The 16,151-nt window shown below is 59.4% G+C and carries 17 protein-coding genes; 6 read left to right on the forward strand and 11 right to left on the reverse strand.

What is annotated here, in order from left to right; all coding sequences use genetic code 11:
• Positions 1-11: 11 nt before the first annotated feature.
• Positions 12-2,513: a copper-exporting P-type ATPase CopA gene (copA, locus tag CWM61_RS14535; RefSeq protein WP_100631442.1), complete on the reverse strand. Its 2,502-nt coding sequence runs from the start codon at positions 2,511-2,513 to the stop codon at positions 12-14.
• 107 nt (positions 2,514-2,620) lie between these two features.
• Here copA and cueR point away from each other — a divergent pair, with 107 nt between their 5' ends.
• The gene (gene cueR, locus CWM61_RS14540) at positions 2,621-3,031 is read left to right on the forward strand and encodes a Cu(I)-responsive transcriptional regulator (RefSeq protein ID WP_002892208.1); all 411 of its coding nucleotides are present in this window, start codon (positions 2,621-2,623) and stop codon (positions 3,029-3,031) included.
• Here cueR and CWM61_RS14545 read toward each other — a convergent pair.
• Positions 3,028-3,486, reverse strand: a complete 459-nt coding sequence (locus CWM61_RS14545) for an NfeD family protein (RefSeq protein WP_061155507.1) — start codon at positions 3,484-3,486, stop codon at positions 3,028-3,030. The two genes, cueR and CWM61_RS14545, sit on opposite strands and share 4 nt — an antisense overlap.
• A complete protein-coding gene (locus tag CWM61_RS14550) occupies positions 3,483-4,400 on the reverse strand; it encodes an SPFH domain-containing protein (RefSeq protein ID WP_074386705.1) in 918 nt (305 codons plus the stop codon). Before CWM61_RS14550 ends, CWM61_RS14545 begins: the two co-directional genes overlap by 4 nt.
• 140 nt (positions 4,401-4,540) lie before the next feature.
• Here CWM61_RS14550 and fetA point away from each other — a divergent pair, with 140 nt between their 5' ends.
• Complete coding sequence (gene fetA, locus CWM61_RS14555; protein ID WP_074386704.1) at positions 4,541-5,218, forward strand: iron efflux ABC transporter ATP-binding subunit FetA; 678 nt, start codon at positions 4,541-4,543, stop codon at positions 5,216-5,218.
• Complete coding sequence (gene fetB, locus CWM61_RS14560; RefSeq protein WP_012968803.1) at positions 5,205-5,987, forward strand: iron efflux ABC transporter permease subunit FetB; 783 nt, start codon at positions 5,205-5,207, stop codon at positions 5,985-5,987. Before fetA ends, fetB begins: the two co-directional genes overlap by 14 nt.
• A gap of 96 nt (positions 5,988-6,083) precedes the next feature.
• Here the strand turns inward: fetB and CWM61_RS14565 are convergent, their stop codons facing one another.
• The 3 genes from CWM61_RS14565 to tesA are packed head-to-tail and all read right to left on the reverse strand — an operon-like array spanning position 6,084 to position 8,419.
• The gene (locus tag CWM61_RS14565; protein WP_074386703.1) at positions 6,084-6,938 is read right to left on the reverse strand and encodes a co-chaperone YbbN; all 855 of its coding nucleotides are present in this window, start codon (positions 6,936-6,938) and stop codon (positions 6,084-6,086) included.
• A gap of 58 nt (positions 6,939-6,996) precedes the next feature.
• The gene (locus CWM61_RS14570; RefSeq protein WP_165785110.1) at positions 6,997-7,806 is read right to left on the reverse strand and encodes an SDR family oxidoreductase; all 810 of its coding nucleotides are present in this window, start codon (positions 7,804-7,806) and stop codon (positions 6,997-6,999) included.
• Positions 7,796-8,419, reverse strand: coding sequence for a multifunctional acyl-CoA thioesterase I/protease I/lysophospholipase L1 (gene tesA, locus CWM61_RS14575; protein ID WP_165785270.1), 624 nt, complete (start codon positions 8,417-8,419; stop codon positions 7,796-7,798). The genes CWM61_RS14570 and tesA overlap by 11 nt, the downstream gene beginning before the upstream one ends.
• Between tesA and ybbA the strand changes: the two genes are divergently transcribed.
• Together ybbA and ybbP are read left to right on the forward strand one after the other, a co-directional pair.
• Positions 8,390-9,076 (forward strand): putative ABC transporter ATP-binding protein YbbA, encoded by a 687-nt coding sequence (gene ybbA, locus CWM61_RS14580; protein ID WP_074386810.1) that lies wholly within the window; start codon positions 8,390-8,392, stop codon positions 9,074-9,076. The two genes, tesA and ybbA, sit on opposite strands and share 30 nt — an antisense overlap.
• Positions 9,073-11,487, forward strand: coding sequence for a putative ABC transporter permease subunit YbbP (ybbP, locus tag CWM61_RS14585; protein ID WP_100631444.1), 2,415 nt, complete (start codon positions 9,073-9,075; stop codon positions 11,485-11,487). The genes ybbA and ybbP overlap by 4 nt, the downstream gene beginning before the upstream one ends.
• On the opposite strand, the gene CWM61_RS29260 is transcribed toward ybbP, so the two are convergent.
• A complete protein-coding gene (locus tag CWM61_RS29260) occupies positions 11,449-11,577 on the reverse strand; it encodes a hypothetical protein (protein WP_165784178.1) in 129 nt (42 codons plus the stop codon). The genes ybbP and CWM61_RS29260 overlap by 39 nt on opposite strands.
• A gap of 91 nt (positions 11,578-11,668) precedes the next feature.
• Here CWM61_RS29260 and CWM61_RS14590 point away from each other — a divergent pair, with 91 nt between their 5' ends.
• Positions 11,669-12,814 carry a porin gene (locus tag CWM61_RS14590; protein ID WP_074386700.1) on the forward strand — a complete coding sequence of 382 codons (1,146 nt, stop codon included), beginning with the start codon at positions 11,669-11,671 and terminating at the stop codon, positions 12,812-12,814.
• 107 nt (positions 12,815-12,921) lie between these two features.
• On the opposite strand, the gene mnmH is transcribed toward CWM61_RS14590, so the two are convergent.
• From mnmH to CWM61_RS14615, 4 genes are all read right to left on the reverse strand, one after another.
• Positions 12,922-13,998 carry a tRNA 2-selenouridine(34) synthase MnmH gene (gene mnmH, locus CWM61_RS14595; protein WP_100631445.1) on the reverse strand — a complete coding sequence of 359 codons (1,077 nt, stop codon included), beginning with the start codon at positions 13,996-13,998 and terminating at the stop codon, positions 12,922-12,924.
• 111 nt (positions 13,999-14,109) lie between these two features.
• Positions 14,110-15,177, reverse strand: coding sequence for a 5-(carboxyamino)imidazole ribonucleotide synthase (purK, locus tag CWM61_RS14600; RefSeq protein ID WP_008805468.1), 1,068 nt, complete (start codon positions 15,175-15,177; stop codon positions 14,110-14,112).
• A complete protein-coding gene (gene purE / locus CWM61_RS14605) occupies positions 15,174-15,683 on the reverse strand; it encodes a 5-(carboxyamino)imidazole ribonucleotide mutase (protein WP_074386698.1) in 510 nt (169 codons plus the stop codon). The genes purK and purE overlap by 4 nt, the downstream gene beginning before the upstream one ends.
• A 96-nt stretch (positions 15,684-15,779) precedes the next feature.
• The gene (locus CWM61_RS14615) at positions 15,780-16,118 is read right to left on the reverse strand and encodes a hypothetical protein (protein ID WP_060876188.1); all 339 of its coding nucleotides are present in this window, start codon (positions 16,116-16,118) and stop codon (positions 15,780-15,782) included.
• Positions 16,119-16,151: the final 33 nt, after the last annotated feature.

Genomic DNA, 16,151 nt, shown 5'->3' on the forward strand with positions numbered 1-16,151 from the left:
ATGTGACGGGTTTACTCTTTCGGTTTAAAGCGCAGCAGGCGGTTGGCGTTACTCACCACGGTGATCGATGACAGCGCCATCGCCGCACCGGCGACCACCGGGTTCAGCAGGGTGCCGGTCAGCGGCCAGAGGATCCCGGCGGCAATCGGGATACCCAGCGAGTTGTAGACAAACGCGCCCAGCAGGTTCTGCTTCATATTGCGTAACGTTGCTTTCGAAATTGCCAGCGCATCGGCCACGCCGTTGAGGCTATGGCGCATCAGGGTGATCGCCGCGGTTTCAATGGCGACATCGCTGCCGCCGCCCATGGCGATCCCGACATCGGCCTGGGCCAGCGCCGGAGCGTCGTTAATACCGTCGCCGACCATCGCGACTTTATGTCCCTGGCTCTGCAGACGTTTAATGGCATCGGCTTTACCGTCCGGCAGTACGCCAGCGATCACTTCATCAATGCCCGCTTCTTTGGCGATGGCATTCGCTGTAGTGGGGTTATCCCCGGTCAGCATCACCAGACGGTAACCCTGACGATGCAGGCGCGCCAGCGCGTCGACGCTATCCTCACGTAACGGGTCGCGGATGGCGAACAGCGCGGCGGCCTGGCCATCCACCGCCAGCAGCACCGGCGTGGCGCCGCGCGAGGCCTGCGCCGTCATCTCGCTTTCTATATCGCCGGTGGCGATATGCTGCTCGTTGAGCAGTGCCTGGTTGCCGAGCAGCAGGCGATGACCTTCCGCTTCGCCGCTGACGCCAAGGCCACGCAGGGTGCGGAAGCCACTGACTTCCGGCAACGAACTGTCGGCGGCTTTATCAAGGATCGCTCGCGCCAGCGGATGGCTTGAGCCCTGTTCCAGCGCGGCGGCAAGACGCACGACGGTGGATTCATCAAAGGTTGAGAAAGTTTTCACCGCCACCACCTGCGGCTTGCCTTCGGTCAGGGTGCCGGTTTTATCGAACACCAGGGTGTCGAGTTCGCTGGCGCGCTGCAGGGCATCGGCATCGCGCACCAGCACACCGTATTCCGCCGCCCGGCCAACACCGGAAATAATCGACATCGGCGTCGCCAGGCCTAAGGCACATGGACAGGCGATAATCAGTACCGTGGTGGCAATGACCAGGGTATAGACGATCTGCGGCGCCGGGCCGAAGAAGTACCAGATCGCGGCGCTGATCAGCGCAATGGCGACTACTGCCGGAACAAATACTGCAGAGATTTTATCCGCCAGCTGGCCGATCTCCGGCTTGCTGCTCTGCGCCTGGCGCACCATACGGATAATTCTTGCCAGCGTGGTCTGACTGCCGACGGCGCTGGCGGTGAACAGCACGCTGCCGTCCTGCACCACGGTGCCGGCGTGAATGGCATCGCCATCGCCTTTTTGCTGTGGCACCGGTTCGCCGGTGAGCATCGCTTCATCAAACCAGGCTTCGCCCTGGCTTATCACGCCGTCGACCGGAACGCGGTCGCCGGTGGTCAGGCGCAGGGTCATGCCGGCCTGAACTTCCGCGAGCGGCAGATCCTTTTCCCCCTCAGGGGTCACCACGAGGGCTGAAGGCGGCGTCAGATCGAGCAGTTTCTCCAGCGCTTTCGAGGAGCGCTGGCGAGCGCGGGCCTCCAGCATATGGCCGAGGTTAATCAGGCCGATAATCATCACGCTGGCTTCGTAATAGAGATGCCGGGCTTCCATCGGGAACCACTGTGGCCACAGGTTGACGCTCATGGAGTACAGCCAGGCGACGCCGGTGCCGAGCGCCACCAGCGTATCCATGGTGGCGGTGCCGTTTTTCAGGCTTTTCCACGCGCTGCGGTAGAAGTGGCCGCCGGCGAAGACCATGACGGCGAGGGTGACAAGACCGATGGCCAGCCACAGCGAACGGTTGTCGTCGCTGACCATCATGTTATCGCCGATCATCCCCCAGACCATCACCGGCACGCCGACCAGCAGGGCGACAATCGCCTGCCAGCGAAAACGCTTCATCGTAGCGATAGCGGTTTCCTGCTGACGTTCGCGGCGTTCCAGATCGTCTTCGATCGCCTCCGCGCCATAGCCGGCTTTTTCCACCGCCAGCACTAATTCTGCGGCGGACGCACTGCCCATCACCAGCGCCGTGCGTTCCGCCAGGTTAACCCGCGCCTGTGAGACGCCCGGCACCGCGGCAAGCGCGTTTTGTACCCGGGAGACGCAGCTGGCGCAGCTCATGCCGTTGATCAGCAGCTGTTGACTGTCATCTTCGTCATGGGCTGCCGGAAGCTCAGGAGTGGCCGCTGTCAGTGCTTCCGACGAGATTGATGATTCTGCCAGCGGTTTAGCCTTTGGGTGGCTGAGCTCCGCGCCGTATCCGGCTTGTTTCACGGTATCAATCAGCGCTTGCGCGCTGGCGCTACCCGTGACATGGGCTTCAGTGAGGGTCACCTCGGCTTGCTCAACGTCAGGACGCTGTTCCAGACTCTCTTTCACGCGTTTGACGCAATGCCCACAGGAGAGGCCATCCAGCGTCAGGTCGATAGTGTTAGACATACAAAAACTCCTGAATAATTTTCCGGTCAACGATTGACCAGACCCACTCTTTCATCGAGTATTAAGAAGGTTAAACCTTCCAGCAAGGGGAAGGTCAAGGAGAAAAAATGAATATCAGCGATGTGGCGAAAAAAACCGGTTTAACCAGCAAAGCGATTCGTTTTTACGAAGAGAAGGGGCTGGTGACGCCGCCGTTGCGGAGCGAAAACGGCTACCGCACCTACAGTCAGCAGCATCTCGATGAGCTGACGTTGCTGCGCCAGGCGCGACAGGTGGGGTTTAATCTGGAAGAGTGCCGCGAGCTGGTGGCCTTATTTAACGATCCGTCGCGCCACAGCGCCGATGTGAAAAAACGCACGCTGGAGAAAGTGGCGGATATCGAGAACCATATCCGCGAGCTGCAAAATATGCGCGCGCACCTGCTGGCGCTGGCCGAATCCTGCCCCGGCGATGACAGCGCGGAGTGCCCGATTATCGATAATCTTTCCGGCTGCTGTCATCGCAAGGCGCAGGCTTAACGGACAGCGGGCCTGATCCGTAGCGTAATCCCTTCGACGGCGACCACTTCGACCTTGCTGCCCGCCGCGAGGTCTTCGTCAGCAATTACCGGCCAGGAGCTGTCGCCCACGCGCACGTGGCCGCGGCCATTTACCAGCGGGGCATCCAGCGTCAGGCGGCGGCCAACCAGCTGCTGCCCGCGCTGGTTAAGCTGAGCATCGGCCGGGCGCTGCGTTTTGACGCGCTTGCGCAGCCATTTCGACCACAGCCACGCAGCAAGAAGGGTGAGAACGGCAAACAGCGTCCCTTGCCATTCCCAGCTCAGCGGCAGGAGCCAGGTGAGAGCGCCGGTCACCACGCCAGCGACGCCGCTCCACAGCAGGTATCCGCTGCCGCCAAGCATCTCGGCCGCCAGCAGCAGTCCGCCCAGGCTTAGCCAGAACAGATGGGGGTGGGCGAGGATCATGTCGATCATGATTTTTTCCGATCGCCAGCGCCTTCCTTAATCAGCTCGCTGATCCCGGCGATCGATCCCATCAGGCTGCTGGCATCCAGCGGCATCATCACTACTTTGCTGTTGTTAGCGGATCCAATCTGGAGCAGTGCGTCGGTATATTTCTGCGCCACGAAGTAGTTGATCGCCTGAATATCTCCCGAGGCGATCGCCGATGACACCATCTGGGTGGCGCGGGCTTCCGCTTCGGCGGAACGTTCGCGAGCTTCCGCCTGCAGGAACGCGGACTGCCGTTCGCCCTCGGCTTTGAGGATCTGCGACTGTTTTTCCCCTTCTGCTTTCAGAATTTCCGCCTGGCGGATCCCTTCCGCCTCCAGAATATAGGCACGCTTGGTACGTTCGGCTTTCATCTGGGCGTTCATCGAGGCGATAAGCTCCGCCGGTGGGCGAACGTCGCGAATTTCGACGCGGGTGATTTTCACCCCCCACGGGTTGGTTGCGTCGTCAACGATATGCAGTAGTCGGGTGTTAATACTGTCGCGCTGGGAGAGCATTTCATCCAGCTCCATCGAGCCGAGCACGGTACGGATGTTGGTCATCGTCAGGTTGACGATCGCCAGCTCAAGATTGCTGACCTCGTAGGCGGCCTTTGGCGCGTCAATCACCTGAATAAAGCAGACCGCGTCGATGGTGACGTTGGCGTTATCCCGGGAGATAACCTCCTGCGAGGGGATGTCGAGCACCTGCTCCATCATGTTCACTTTGCGGCCGATTCGGTCCATAAACGGCACGACTAAGCTTAATCCTGGCTGCAGCGTCTGGGTAAAGCGCCCAAAACGCTCTACCGTCCACTGATAGCCTTGCGGAACAATTTTCACCGCCGCGGCCACAATGACCAGCGCGACGAAAATAAGGATAGGAATAAAAATCAGCATCAAAAACCTCCTGTCTTGTTGCCTGGTGGGGCGCTACAAGGAAATAGCGCATGTTTAAACTGAGTATATCTTTCTCCTCATCCTGGAGAAAGGAAAGTGGGGTAAACTAGCGGTGTTTCAGAAAATAATCAGGAAGACTCATGAAGGAAAATAACGCGCTTTTGCGTCTCGAAGGTGTGGGGTTTAAGACCGACGACGCAGTTATTTTACACAATATCAATCTTCAGCTCAGACCCGGAGAATTTAAGCTGATTACCGGGCCTTCCGGCTGCGGGAAAAGCACCTTGCTGAAGATTATCGCCTCGCTGCTCAGCCCAACCTCCGGACGCCTGTTTTTTGACGATGTGGATATCGCGACGCTGTCGCCGGAAACCTATCGTCAGCAGGTGTCTTACTGCGCGCAGACGCCGGCGCTGTTCGGTGATTCAGTCTACGATAACCTGGTTTTTCCGTGGCAGATCCGCAATAAACAACCCGATCCGCAGGCGCTGGTGGCTGACCTGCAGCGCTTTGGCCTTGGCGAAAATATGCTGGAAAAGTCTATTAACGAACTGTCCGGCGGGGAAAAGCAGCGCGTATCGCTGATCCGCAATTTACAATTTCTGCCGCGCGTGCTGCTGCTGGACGAAATTACCAGCGCGCTGGATGAAAGTAATAAACAGAATGTGAATGAAATTATTCATGGCTACGCGACGGAAAAACAGGTCGCTGTTCTGTGGGTCACCCACGATCGCAATGAAATTTCGCATGCCGATGAAGTGATTACGCTGCAACCTGCCGGCGGAAACATGCAGGAGGTACAGCATGAACGGGCATAACATTACGAACGAATCGCTGGCGCTGTCGATGGTGCTGGTGCTGATCGCTATTCTGGTCAGCTATCGGGAAAAACTGGCACTGGAAAAAGATATTATCTGGAGCATTTGCCGGGCGATCGTGCAGCTGATTATCGTCGGCTATGTGCTGAAATATATCTTTAACGTCAATCATGCGGTTCTGACGCTGTTGATGGTGCTGTTTATCTGCTTTAACGCGGCGTGGAATGCGAAGAAGCGCAGTAAATATATCGATAAAGCTTTTGTCTCGTCGTTTATCGCTATTACCACTGGCGCCGGACTAACGTTGGCGGTACTGGTCTTCTCGGGGTCGATCGCCTTTGTGCCGATGCAGGTTATTCCAATTGCCGGGATGGTGGCCGGGAACGCCATGGTGGCGGTGGGGCTGTGCTACAACAATATGGGCCAGCGCTTCAGCAGCGAGCAGCAGCAGATTCAGGAGAAGCTGAGCCTCGGCGCGACGCCGAAGATGGCTGCGGCGCGGCTGATTCGCGAGAGCATTCGCGCGTCATTGATTCCCACCGTCGATTCAGCGAAAACGGTCGGGCTGGTGAGCTTGCCTGGGATGATGTCGGGGCTAATTTTTGCCGGTATTGACCCGGTGAAGGCGATTAAGTACCAGATCATGGTGACCTTTATGCTGCTGTCGACCGCCAGCTTGTCGACGATTATCGCCGGCTATCTGACCTACCGGAAGTTCTTCAATGCCCGCCATCAGCTGGTGGTGACACAGCTGAAAAAGCGCCCGTGAACGATCCCGGGTTGCGGTGTTCATGCCGTACCCGGGTTACCACGGCGTAATCTGTAGCCCGGGTAAGCGCAGCGCTATCCGGGTAAGGGCAACGGATTAGTACAGCAGCGAATACAGCTGACGACGATATTTGGCCGCCAGCGCATCGCCGGTACCGAGGGCGGCGAGGATCTCCTGCAGCATCTTGCGCGCCTGGCCATCGCCGGCGCCTAAATCCTTCTGCAGATGGCTGAACAGCAGCGCCAGCGCTTCTTCATTACGCCCGACCTGATGCAGCTGCAGCGCCAGCTGGGAGGCCAGTTGCGCATCGTCCGGATTCTGTTCCACCTGCTGCTGCAGTTGCTGGATTTCCGGGGTGTCGGCGGCCTGTTTGAGCAACTCAATCTGCGCCACCAGCCCCTGATAGTGGGTATCCTGATCCTGCAGCGGGATGGTTTTCAGCACGCTTTCCGCTTCATCAGACCGGTGCAGGGCAATCAGCGTTTCCGCCAGCAGCAGACCAATCTGGCTGTCCTGATTCGACAGCTGCCAGGCTTCCTTCAGCAGCGGTAATGCCTCGGCGTATTTTTCTTCCTGCATCAGGGCCAGCGCCTGCTGGGCTTTCAGCTCCTCTTCGCGCGGCAGGACTTTATCCAGCAGGGCGCGAATCGCTTCTTCCGGCTGCGGGCCTTCAAAACCGTCCACCGGCTGGCCGTTCTGGAACAGATAAACCGTAGGGATGGCGCGCAGACCAAACTGTGAAGCGAGCATCTGCTCGGCGTCGCAATCGACCTTCGCCAGCGTGAACTGGCCGTTGTACTGGGCGGCCAGTCGCTCGAGTACCGGGGTCAGCTGTTCGCAGTGCTGGCTGCGGGCAGACCAGAAATAAAACAGCACCGGGGCGTTCATGGACTGCTGTAGCGTCTGCTGCAGGTTCGCTTCGCTAATATTGACAATATTCTGTTCGGACATGGGCATTTCTCGTTAGTCGATTTCTGTTTTACATGGGGGCGGCATGCCGCGCTTCAACTCAGCCGTGGATAATTTTGTCCATCGCGCGGGCGGGAAGCAGGCGTTTGAGCAGCGCCACCGCATGGGTGACCAGGGTGACCGGATAGCGCAGCTTTGGCTTATCGCTGGTAAAAGCGTGGCGCACTTTTTCCACCACCGCCTCCGGCCCGAGGGTAAAGCGGGCGGCAATGCCCGGATTTTCTACGGGTTTATCGCTTTGCGTCTGGTTGACGTTATCGGTAAAGCGGGTGCGGATCGGGCCCGGTTCAATCAGGCTGACCTGAATACCACTGTGGCGCAGTTCCATGCGTAGCGCATCGGACCACGCCTCGAGGGCGTATTTACTGGCGGCATAGGCGCCGCGACCGGGACTGGCAATAAGCCCCATCACGGAGGAGGTCATCACGATACGCCCTTCGCCGTGCGGCGTCATCGCCGGCAGCAGCAGCATGGTCAGTTGATGCGCGCCGAAAAAGTTGGCGGAAAACTGCTGTTCCATCTGCTGGCGGCTGATGGTGTTCAGCGGGCCATAGACGCCGTATCCGGCGTTATTGAACAGGCCATAGAGATGATTATCGGTCAGCGCAATCACCTCCGCTGCCGCGCGCTCCACGCTCTGCGGGTCATCCAGATCGAGCAAAATACCGGTTAGCCCCCGCTCCTGCATCCGCGCGACGTCCTCCGCTTTGCGGCAGGCCGCCAGCACGCGAAAGCCCTGGCGGGTTAAATCCAGCGCGCTTTCCAGACCAATTCCGCTGGAACAGCCTGTCACTAAAACCGTTTTTTGCATAACTTTACCTGTCAGCGACCCCTGGCGTTCAGGAGTCATGATTAACTAAGGGAGCCAGCCGGTTCGCCATCCAGTCGGCGATAAACGGCTGCGCGTCGCGATTCGGGTGAATGCCGTCGTCTTGCATCCATTGCGGTTTCAGATACACCTCTTCCATAAAAAAGGGCAGGAGAGGAATCTTGAACTCCCTGGCCAGGGCCGGGTAAATCGCGCCGAAGGCTTCATTATAACGGCGGCCATAGTTCGCCGGCAGGTGAATTTGCATCAGCAGCGGCTCGGCGTTGGCCGCTTTGATATCCTTGATAATGGTGCGCAGCGTCTGCTCGGTTTGCTGCGGTGGAAAGCCTCGCAGTCCGTCATTGCCGCCGAGCTCAACCAGCACCCAGCGCGGCTGATGCTGCTTAAGCAGCGCAGGCAGGCGGGCCAGCCCCTGCTGCGAGGTATCGCCGCTGATGCTGGCGTTCACTACCGGCGTTTTCGCCTGCCACTTCTCATTGAGCAGCGCAGGCCAGGCGGCGCTGGCCGCCATTCGATAGCCAGCGCTCAGGCTGTCGCCGAGTATTAGCAGCGTGTCCGCCGCCATCGCGCGGCAGGTAAACAGGAACAAAAACAGGAAAGGCACATGCCAGCGGAAAACATACTTGAAGTTCATCATCTTAAGAAATCCGTCGGTCAGGGAGAGCATCAGCTCTCCATCCTCACCGGAGTTGAGCTGGTTGTCAAACCGCAGCAGACCATCGCCTTGATTGGTGAGTCGGGTTCCGGCAAATCGACCCTGCTGGCGATCCTCGCTGGCCTGGACGATGGTAGCAGCGGGGAAGTCTCAATGCTGGGCAAACCACTGCACCAAATGGATGAAGAGGCGCGGGCGGCGCTGCGGGCGCAGCACGTTGGCTTTGTTTTTCAGTCCTTTATGCTGATCCCAACGCTCAACGCCCTGGAGAACGTCGAGCTGCCGGCGCTGCTGCGCGGCGCCAGCGACAGCGAGAGTCAGGGCGATGCCCGCGCGCTGCTTGAGCAACTGGGGCTTGGCAAACGCCTGCACCACCTGCCGGCGCAACTCTCCGGCGGTGAACAGCAGCGGGTGGCGCTGGCCCGGGCCTTTAATGGTCGCCCGGCCCTCCTGTTCGCTGATGAACCCACCGGCAACCTCGATCGCCAGACCGGGGACAAAATTGCCGATCTGCTGTTCTCGCTTAATCGCGAACACGGTACCACCCTGATCCTCGTCACTCACGATCCGCTGCTGGCGGCGCGCTGCGATCGCCGTCTGCGCCTGGTGGATGGCCAATTGCGGGAGGAAGCATGATCGCCCGCTGGTTCTGGCGCGAATGGCGCTCGCCGTCGCTGCTGATCGTCTGGCTGGCGTTAAGTCTCTCTGTGGCCTGCGTGCTGGCTCTGGGGTCGATAAGCGATCGGATGGAGAAAGGCCTTAGCCAGCAAAGCCGGGAGTTTATGGCCGGCGACCGTACGCTGCGCAGTTCCCGCGAGGTACCCGCCGAGTGGATCGCGCAAGCGCGGAAGTCAGGGCTGACCGTCGGCGAGCAGCTGAGCTTCGCCACCATGACATTCGCCGGTGATACGCCGCAGCTGGCGGACGTTAAGGCGGTGGACGACCGCTATCCGCTGTATGGCACCCTCGAAACGCAACCGCCGGGGCTGAGGCCGCAGTCGGGGAGCGTGCTGCTGGCGCCAAGGCTGATGGCGCTCCTGAACCTGAAAACCGGCGATACGATTGACGTGGGCGATGCCACGCTGCGTATTGCCGGGGAAGTGATTCAGGAGCCAGACGCGGGGTTTAACCCCTTCCAGATGGCGCCGCGACTGATGATGAATATGGCCGACGTGGCAAAAACCGGGGCCGTGCAGCCCGGCAGTCGCGTCGCATGGCGCTATAAGTTCGCCGGTAACGCGCAACAGCTGGCGGATTATGAACAATGGCTGCTGCCGAAGCTCGGCGCGGAACATCGCTGGATTGGCCTCGAACAGGACGACAGCGCGCTGGGCAAATCCCTCGAACGCTCGCAGCAGTTCCTGCTGTTATCCGCGCTGTTGACGTTGCTGTTGGCCGTCGCCGCGGTGGCGGTGGCGATGAGCCACTACTGTCGCAGCCGCTACGATCTGGTCGCGATTTTGAAGACGCTGGGCGCGGGGCGGGCGCAGCTGCGCAAGCTTATCGTCGGTCAGTGGCTGCTGCTGCTGACGCTGTCGGTGATAACCGGTGGGGTTGTGGGCCTGGCGCTGGAGCGCCTGTTGTTGCTGATGCTCAAACCGGTGCTGCCCGCCGCACTACCCGCTGCCAGCGGTTGGCCGTGGCTGTGGGCTATCGGGGCGACAGGCGTCATTTCCCTGCTGGTGGGCCTGCGGCCGTATCGACTGCTGCTGGCGACCCTGCCGCTGCGGGTGCTGCGTCAGGATGTCGTGGCTAACGTCTGGCCGCTGAAACACTATATTCCTGTGGTCTGCGCGATAGTGGTCGGGGGGCTGGCCTGGCTGATGGGCGGCAGCCCGCTGCTGTGGTCTGTACTGGCCGGGGCAGTGGTACTGGCGCTGCTGTGCGGCCTGGTGGGCTGGGGATTGCTGTGGCTGCTCAAACGCCTGACGCTCAAAGCCTTGCCGCTGCGCCTGGCGGTGAACCGCCTGCTGCGCCAGCCGTGGTCGACCCTCAGCCAGCTGGCGGCGTTTTCCCTGTCGTTTATGCTGCTGGCGCTGCTGCTGGTGCTGCGCGGCGATCTGCTTGACCGCTGGCAGCAGCAGCTGCCCCCGGAAAGCCCGAACTACTTTCTGATCAATATCGCCCCTGAGCAGATAATGCCGGTGAAGACTTTCCTCGCCGAACACCAGACCCGGGCGGCGGAATTTTATCCGATCGTCCGGGCTCGTCTGACGCAGATCAACGGTCACTCCACGGACGGTAACAAAGATGAAGCGCTTAACCGGGAACTCAATCTGACCTGGAGCGCCGATCGTCCGGATCATAATCCGCTGGTGGCCGGCAACTGGCCGCCGAAGCCGGGCGAGGTGTCGATTGAAGAGGGACTGGCGCAGCGGCTGGGGGTGAAGATCGGCGATACGGTGACCTTTACCGGCGATACCCAGGACTTCAGCGCGAAGGTCAGCAGCGTGCGCAAAGTTGACTGGGAGAGCCTGCGGCCAAACTTCTTCTTTATTTTCCCCTCCGGGGCGCTGGACGGGCAGCCGCAGAGCTGGCTCACCAGCTTCCGCTGGGATAACGGTCCCGCGATGCTGACCCAGTTGAACCGCGAGTTTCCCACCGTTAGCCTGCTGGACATCGGCGCCATCCTGCGTCAGGTCGGCCAGGTGCTCTCCCAGGTCAGCCGGGCGCTGGAGGTGATGGTGGGCCTGGTGACGGCCTGCGGCGTGCTGTTGTTGCTGGCGCAGGTCCAGGTCGGTATGCGCCAGCGGCATCAGGAGCTGGTGGTCTGGCGCACGCTGGGGGCCGGTAAATCTCTGCTGCGTGCCACGCTGTGGGCGGAGTTTGCCCTGCTGGGGCTGGTTTCCGGACTGGTGGCGGCGATAGGCGCGGAAGTGGCGCTGGCGATGCTGCAGACCCGAGTCTTTGATTTCCCCTGGGCGCCGGACTGGCGCTTGTGGGTGATGCTGCCGCTGACGGGAGCGGTGTTGTTATCTCTGTGCGGCGGCGGGCTGGGGCTGCGTTTGTTAAAAGGGAAAGCGTTGTTCCGCCAGTTTAGCCAGTAAGATTATTGCATTTCGATGATGCGCCGCCGTTTTTGGCGGCGCTTTTATTTTAAGCGCACAAATTGATAACCAGTTGATTTTTAAGCGCACAAAACATTAAAAAACCGACAACACACTGTGTGGATTCGCGGTTAATATTCAGCTGGTAAATATAAGGTTGCTTATTAATCAAGGAAAAACTATGGCACATAAAATAAAAGCGCTGGCGATCTCGATCGGCGCAGCATTAGCGTTAACGTCATTTGCTTCCCACGCGGAGATCACGCTGCTGAAACAAGATCCGCAGGCGGGCGATCCGTTAAGTCGGCTTAACTTTACCGTCGGCGGGAGTATTCGTCCGCAGTTCAACATGATGAGCGGCGATGGTGATAAAGGATCCTATAAGCGTAACGGTTTCGACGGTGGCACCCGTTTCCGCTTCGCGGCGGATTACTACCTGTTCGATGATATTAGCTGGATCAGCTACTACGAACTGGGGGTGAACATTCCGGCACTGTTTGACTGGGATAACCACTACGCGGAAGGCGCAAACAATACCACCCGCCGCATGCTGTATACCGGCCTGAAAAGCGATACCTGGGGGACGTTAACCTACGGGCAGCAGAACAGCATTTACTATGATGTGGTCGGCGCGAAAACCGATATTTGGGACTACGATATGATCGGACAGGCCCCAGGCAACGGTATTAACGGCGATTACGATGGTTCTTATCGTTCACGTAATATGCTGAAATATAAGAAAACCGTGGGTGATGTCGATCTTTACGGCTCTTATCTGTTCGAAGATAGTGAGTATCTGCCTGGCAACGGCCTGCGCTACAAGCGTAAAGGCGGCGGTTCTATTGGTGCGGACTACCACATCATGAAGGACCTGACCTGGGGGACCGCGTGGAACTACACTCGCGCCGAAATGCGCGACCCGTCAAGTTCCGACAACAAAACCTATGACCAGAACATCGTCGGTACCGCGCTGAGCTGGACCCCGGATAACTGGACCTTCTCCTTCGGCGGCGGCTGGTATCAGAACTTCCTCACCACCAAAAAAACCGATGTGCATAACTACTTCGCCGGCGACGCCTGGGGGATTGAATATTTTGCGGGCTATAAATTCCCGATCAATCAATACGCTGTTAAATCTATTCAGCCGTACTTTATGGGTGACCGCCTGCAGTACGTGAATGGCCGCAACTACCAGCGTATCGATAACGGTCTGGGGATCAGCTTCCAGCTGGATTACGGTTTCCGCGTTGATTACGAACACGTGTTTACCTCCAGCACCGACAACCTGGGGGATATGAACCTGGTGCGCCTGCGCTACGACTTCTAAGCGGTCACAACTCCCCGGTCGCGCTGCGCTACCGGGGCTATAAATCGCGTCGACCAGTAGCCCGGCTAAGGCGTTTACGCCGCAAGCCGGGACAATAGAGCATGTGATTACTTCGCCAGCCAGGCGGCGACCTCCTGCCAGTTGCCACGAAAAATAATCTTCCCGGCTTTTTTCCCCAACTGATAGCGATACATTGGATCGTAATATTCTTCCAGCAGCGGCACCAGCCAGGCGAAGTGCGCCTCGGTGCTGGCTGTGCGCTGCTGCTGCGCCAGCGCCTCATCGAGCCGTTCAGTCAGCTGAGCAAAACGCTGCAGCCCCAGGCGACGGCGGATGGCAAACAGACCGTGATGGAGGTACTCGCCGTATGCCTGCCAGCCTTTCTCTTCGCCATACGCGGCGATAAAGTCGCGATACATGCGATCGAAATACTCTTCGCGCAGCCGTTCGAGGCGAACATCAAACGGATCTTCCACCACCGCCAGCGGCGATTGCGCCATGCGGAGGCGCAGGCACTCCGGCAGATGGTTGGCGCCGATCATATGGCCTTCATCTTCCAGCACCCAGCGGGTCTGCTGTTCGGCTTTTTTAAGCAGGCTGACCGCCAGATGGTTTTCAAAGGTGGCCTGTGGGTGCTGATCCTGCAGGGTTCGACCGAATGAAGAACCGCGGTGATGGGCAAGCCCTTCCAGATCGATACCGTCCGGTCGCGAGCAGACCAGCTGAGTTTTGCCATTGCCGGTGCAGCCGCCAATCAGCACAATCGGGCGCTGCACCAGTTCGTCGGTGGCCTGGATCGCCGCCTGGCGTAGCGCTTTATAGCCGCCGACGATCAGGGGGTAATCCACGCCAGCTTCTTTCAGCCACTGCTGGACGATATGCGATCGCTGGCCGCCGCGGGCGCAGCACAGGTAACCGTGCGGGTAACGGGCACAGGCTTCCAGCCACGCCTGGATCCGGCTGGCGCGCAGGTCGCCATCAACCAGCTTATGGCCGAGCGCCAGCGCCGCCTCTGGCCCCTGGCGCTTGTAGCAGGTGCCGACCGCGGCGCGTTCTTCATCATTCATCAGCGGCAGGTTGATCGCCGCCGGCATCGCGCTTTGGCTAAACTCCACCGGGGCGCGTACGTCAATCAGTGGCGTATCGCTGGCGAGAATGGCGCGATAATCCGTCCCATTGGTCATGGGGTATCCTCTGAAGTCAAAACAGAAATGGGCTTTATAGCAAGGGGGGGATTGTACGCGCCTCAAGGTGTGCCGGGGAAGGGGATAGATCAAATCCCCGGCACGAAGGGCTTAGCTGAGCTGCGATTGCGCCCAGAACAGGCCGCTGGTGTACTCCGGCGGCAGCAGTGGCTTGATCGCTTCCAGCGTCGCGCTCAGGCGATCGGTATCGCTGTCGGTGAGGTTCAGGTGGCCGACTTTGCGACCCGGACGCACCTCTTTATCGTACCAGTGCAGGTGCACCAGCGGCAGCTTCAGCCAGTCGTAGTTGAGATCGGTACCGATCAGGTTGATCATCACCGACGGGCTGTTGACCACCGGCGGCGGCAGCGGCAGGTCGGTAATCGCTCGCAGATGCAGTTCAAACTGGCTGATGGAGGCGCCATTTTGCGTCCAGTGGCCGCTGTTGTGCACGCGCGGCGCCAGCTCGTTGATCAGCAGCCCCTCGGCGGTGACGAAGCACTCCATCGCCATCACGCCGACGTAGTTCAGCTCGTTCATGATCGCCGTCAGCATGCTTTCCGCTTGTTCCTGCTGGCGGGCATTGGCCTGCGGGAAGGCCACGCTGGCGCGCAGAATACCGTCCTGATGCAGGTTGCGGGTCAGCGGGTAGAAGACGGTGCTACCGTCATGAGCGCGGGCGCCCACCAGCGACACTTCGCCGGAGAAGTTAATCCCCTGCTCGACGATGCACTCGCCGTAGTTATCCTCCGGGAGTTGCGCGGTTTCGTCAGCGCGCAGGCGCCACTGGCCGCGGCCGTCGTAGCCGCCGACGCGACGCTTAACGATCGCCAGCTCGCCGAGACGAGCAAACACCGCCGGCCATTCGCTTTTATCCGCCAGCAGCTGCCACGGGGCAGTGGCGAGGCCAAGCTTGTCGAATAGCTGCTTTTGCGTCAGGCGGTCAGCGATAATCGGGAAGACATCGCGGTTGACGAACGCCGGATGGCGGGCCAGCTCGCGGGTGAGGGCGGTTTCCGGCCAGCGTTCAATTTCTGCCGTGATGACACTCTGCTGGAAAGGCACCGCTTCCGGGTCGGCTTCCAGCCCCACCGGCCAGACGGCGATGCCCAGCGGTTCACCGGCCTGGCGCAGCATGCGACCTAACTGACCGTTACCGAGCACGCATACCTGTTTCATGCCGCACCCCGCGGATCCGGGTTATCCAGCACTTCATCCGTTTGCGCCTTACGCCAGGCGCTCAGGCGCTGGTGAAGTTCGGCATCATGCTGAGCGAGGATCTGCGCGGCGAGCAGGCCGGCGTTAGCGGCCCCGGCTTTGCCGATGGCCAGCGTACCGACCGGAATGCCGCGCGGCATTTGCACAATGGAGTAGAGGCTGTCGACACCGCTTAAGGCCGCGCTCTGAACCGGTACGCCGAGCACTGGCACCAGGGTTTTCGCCGCAATCATGCCCGGCAGATGTGCCGCGCCGCCTGCCCCTGCAATAATCACCTGATAGCCATTGCTTTCGGCGCTTTCAGCGAAGCTGAACAGCTTATCGGGCGTGCGATGGGCGGAGACCACCTCGACATGGTACGGAACGTTCAGGGCATCAAGGATTTCTGCGGTAAATTGCATGGTAGCCCAGTCGCTTTTGGACCCCATCACGATGGCGATACGCGCCGAATTATTGCGGGAAGACATGCGTCTTAAAACTCCTGTGGGTGTGTTTCACACTGCTTTAGAGGCCACAGAGAATAGCATGAACTGCCAGCAAGGAAAACGGTTGCGTGCGCATGGTTAGCCGTCTTTTGTCTCGTTCAGTGATGACGTCGATCGCGGCTTATTGGCCTTTATCTCATTCATGATACAGGTGATAAGCAGCACTAACCCCCACGGGAGCATCAGGGTGCCCATAATCAGTAAATAGATTTGTACCAGCCGACTATCGTGAGGGCGGGTACAGAGCAAATAAATGGCATAGAAATAGATGGCCCACGCCAGCATTGCACACCAGACAAACGTCAGCGTGTTGCCGATAGCGACGCCGATTAAGGCGATATAACTTACCCCTAACGGATTGAGGATCGCGATGATCATTCCCCACATCAGCGGCTGACTCCACTTTTTCCTGTTCATGCTCGTTCCTTGAGAGTGATGTCGTGGGAGACT

Source organism: Klebsiella sp. K-Nf6 (assembly GCF_002806655.1).
Classification (GTDB): domain Bacteria; phylum Pseudomonadota; class Gammaproteobacteria; order Enterobacterales; family Enterobacteriaceae; genus Klebsiella; species Klebsiella variicola.

Excerpts from the sequence above, each read along its gene's own strand:
- purK (WP_008805468.1), bottom strand. The coding sequence starts at position 15,177 with ATGAAACAGGTATGCGTGCTCGGTAACGGTCAGTTAGGTCGCATGCTG.
- tesA (WP_165785270.1), bottom strand. The coding sequence starts at position 8,419 with ATGAACTTCAAGTATGTTTTCCGCTGGCATGTGCCTTTCCTGTTTTTG.
- CWM61_RS14615 (WP_060876188.1), bottom strand. The coding sequence starts at position 16,118 with ATGAACAGGAAAAAGTGGAGTCAGCCGCTGATGTGGGGAATGATCATC.
- ybbA (WP_074386810.1), top strand. The coding sequence starts at position 8,390 with ATGCCAGCGGAAAACATACTTGAAGTTCATCATCTTAAGAAATCCGTC.
- copA (WP_100631442.1), bottom strand. The coding sequence starts at position 2,513 with ATGTCTAACACTATCGACCTGACGCTGGATGGCCTCTCCTGTGGGCAT.
- fetB (WP_012968803.1), top strand. The coding sequence starts at position 5,205 with ATGAACGGGCATAACATTACGAACGAATCGCTGGCGCTGTCGATGGTG.
- CWM61_RS14570 (WP_165785110.1), bottom strand. The coding sequence starts at position 7,806 with ATGACTCCTGAACGCCAGGGGTCGCTGACAGGTAAAGTTATGCAAAAA.
- fetA (WP_074386704.1), top strand. The coding sequence starts at position 4,541 with ATGAAGGAAAATAACGCGCTTTTGCGTCTCGAAGGTGTGGGGTTTAAG.
- CWM61_RS14590 (WP_074386700.1), top strand. The coding sequence starts at position 11,669 with ATGGCACATAAAATAAAAGCGCTGGCGATCTCGATCGGCGCAGCATTA.
- ybbP (WP_100631444.1), top strand. The coding sequence starts at position 9,073 with ATGATCGCCCGCTGGTTCTGGCGCGAATGGCGCTCGCCGTCGCTGCTG.
- cueR (WP_002892208.1), top strand. The coding sequence starts at position 2,621 with ATGAATATCAGCGATGTGGCGAAAAAAACCGGTTTAACCAGCAAAGCG.
- CWM61_RS14550 (WP_074386705.1), bottom strand. The coding sequence starts at position 4,400 with ATGCTGATTTTTATTCCTATCCTTATTTTCGTCGCGCTGGTCATTGTG.
- CWM61_RS14565 (WP_074386703.1), bottom strand. The coding sequence starts at position 6,938 with ATGTCCGAACAGAATATTGTCAATATTAGCGAAGCGAACCTGCAGCAG.
- purE (WP_074386698.1), bottom strand. The coding sequence starts at position 15,683 with ATGTCTTCCCGCAATAATTCGGCGCGTATCGCCATCGTGATGGGGTCC.
- mnmH (WP_100631445.1), bottom strand. The coding sequence starts at position 13,998 with ATGACCAATGGGACGGATTATCGCGCCATTCTCGCCAGCGATACGCCA.
- CWM61_RS14545 (WP_061155507.1), bottom strand. The coding sequence starts at position 3,486 with ATGATCGACATGATCCTCGCCCACCCCCATCTGTTCTGGCTAAGCCTG.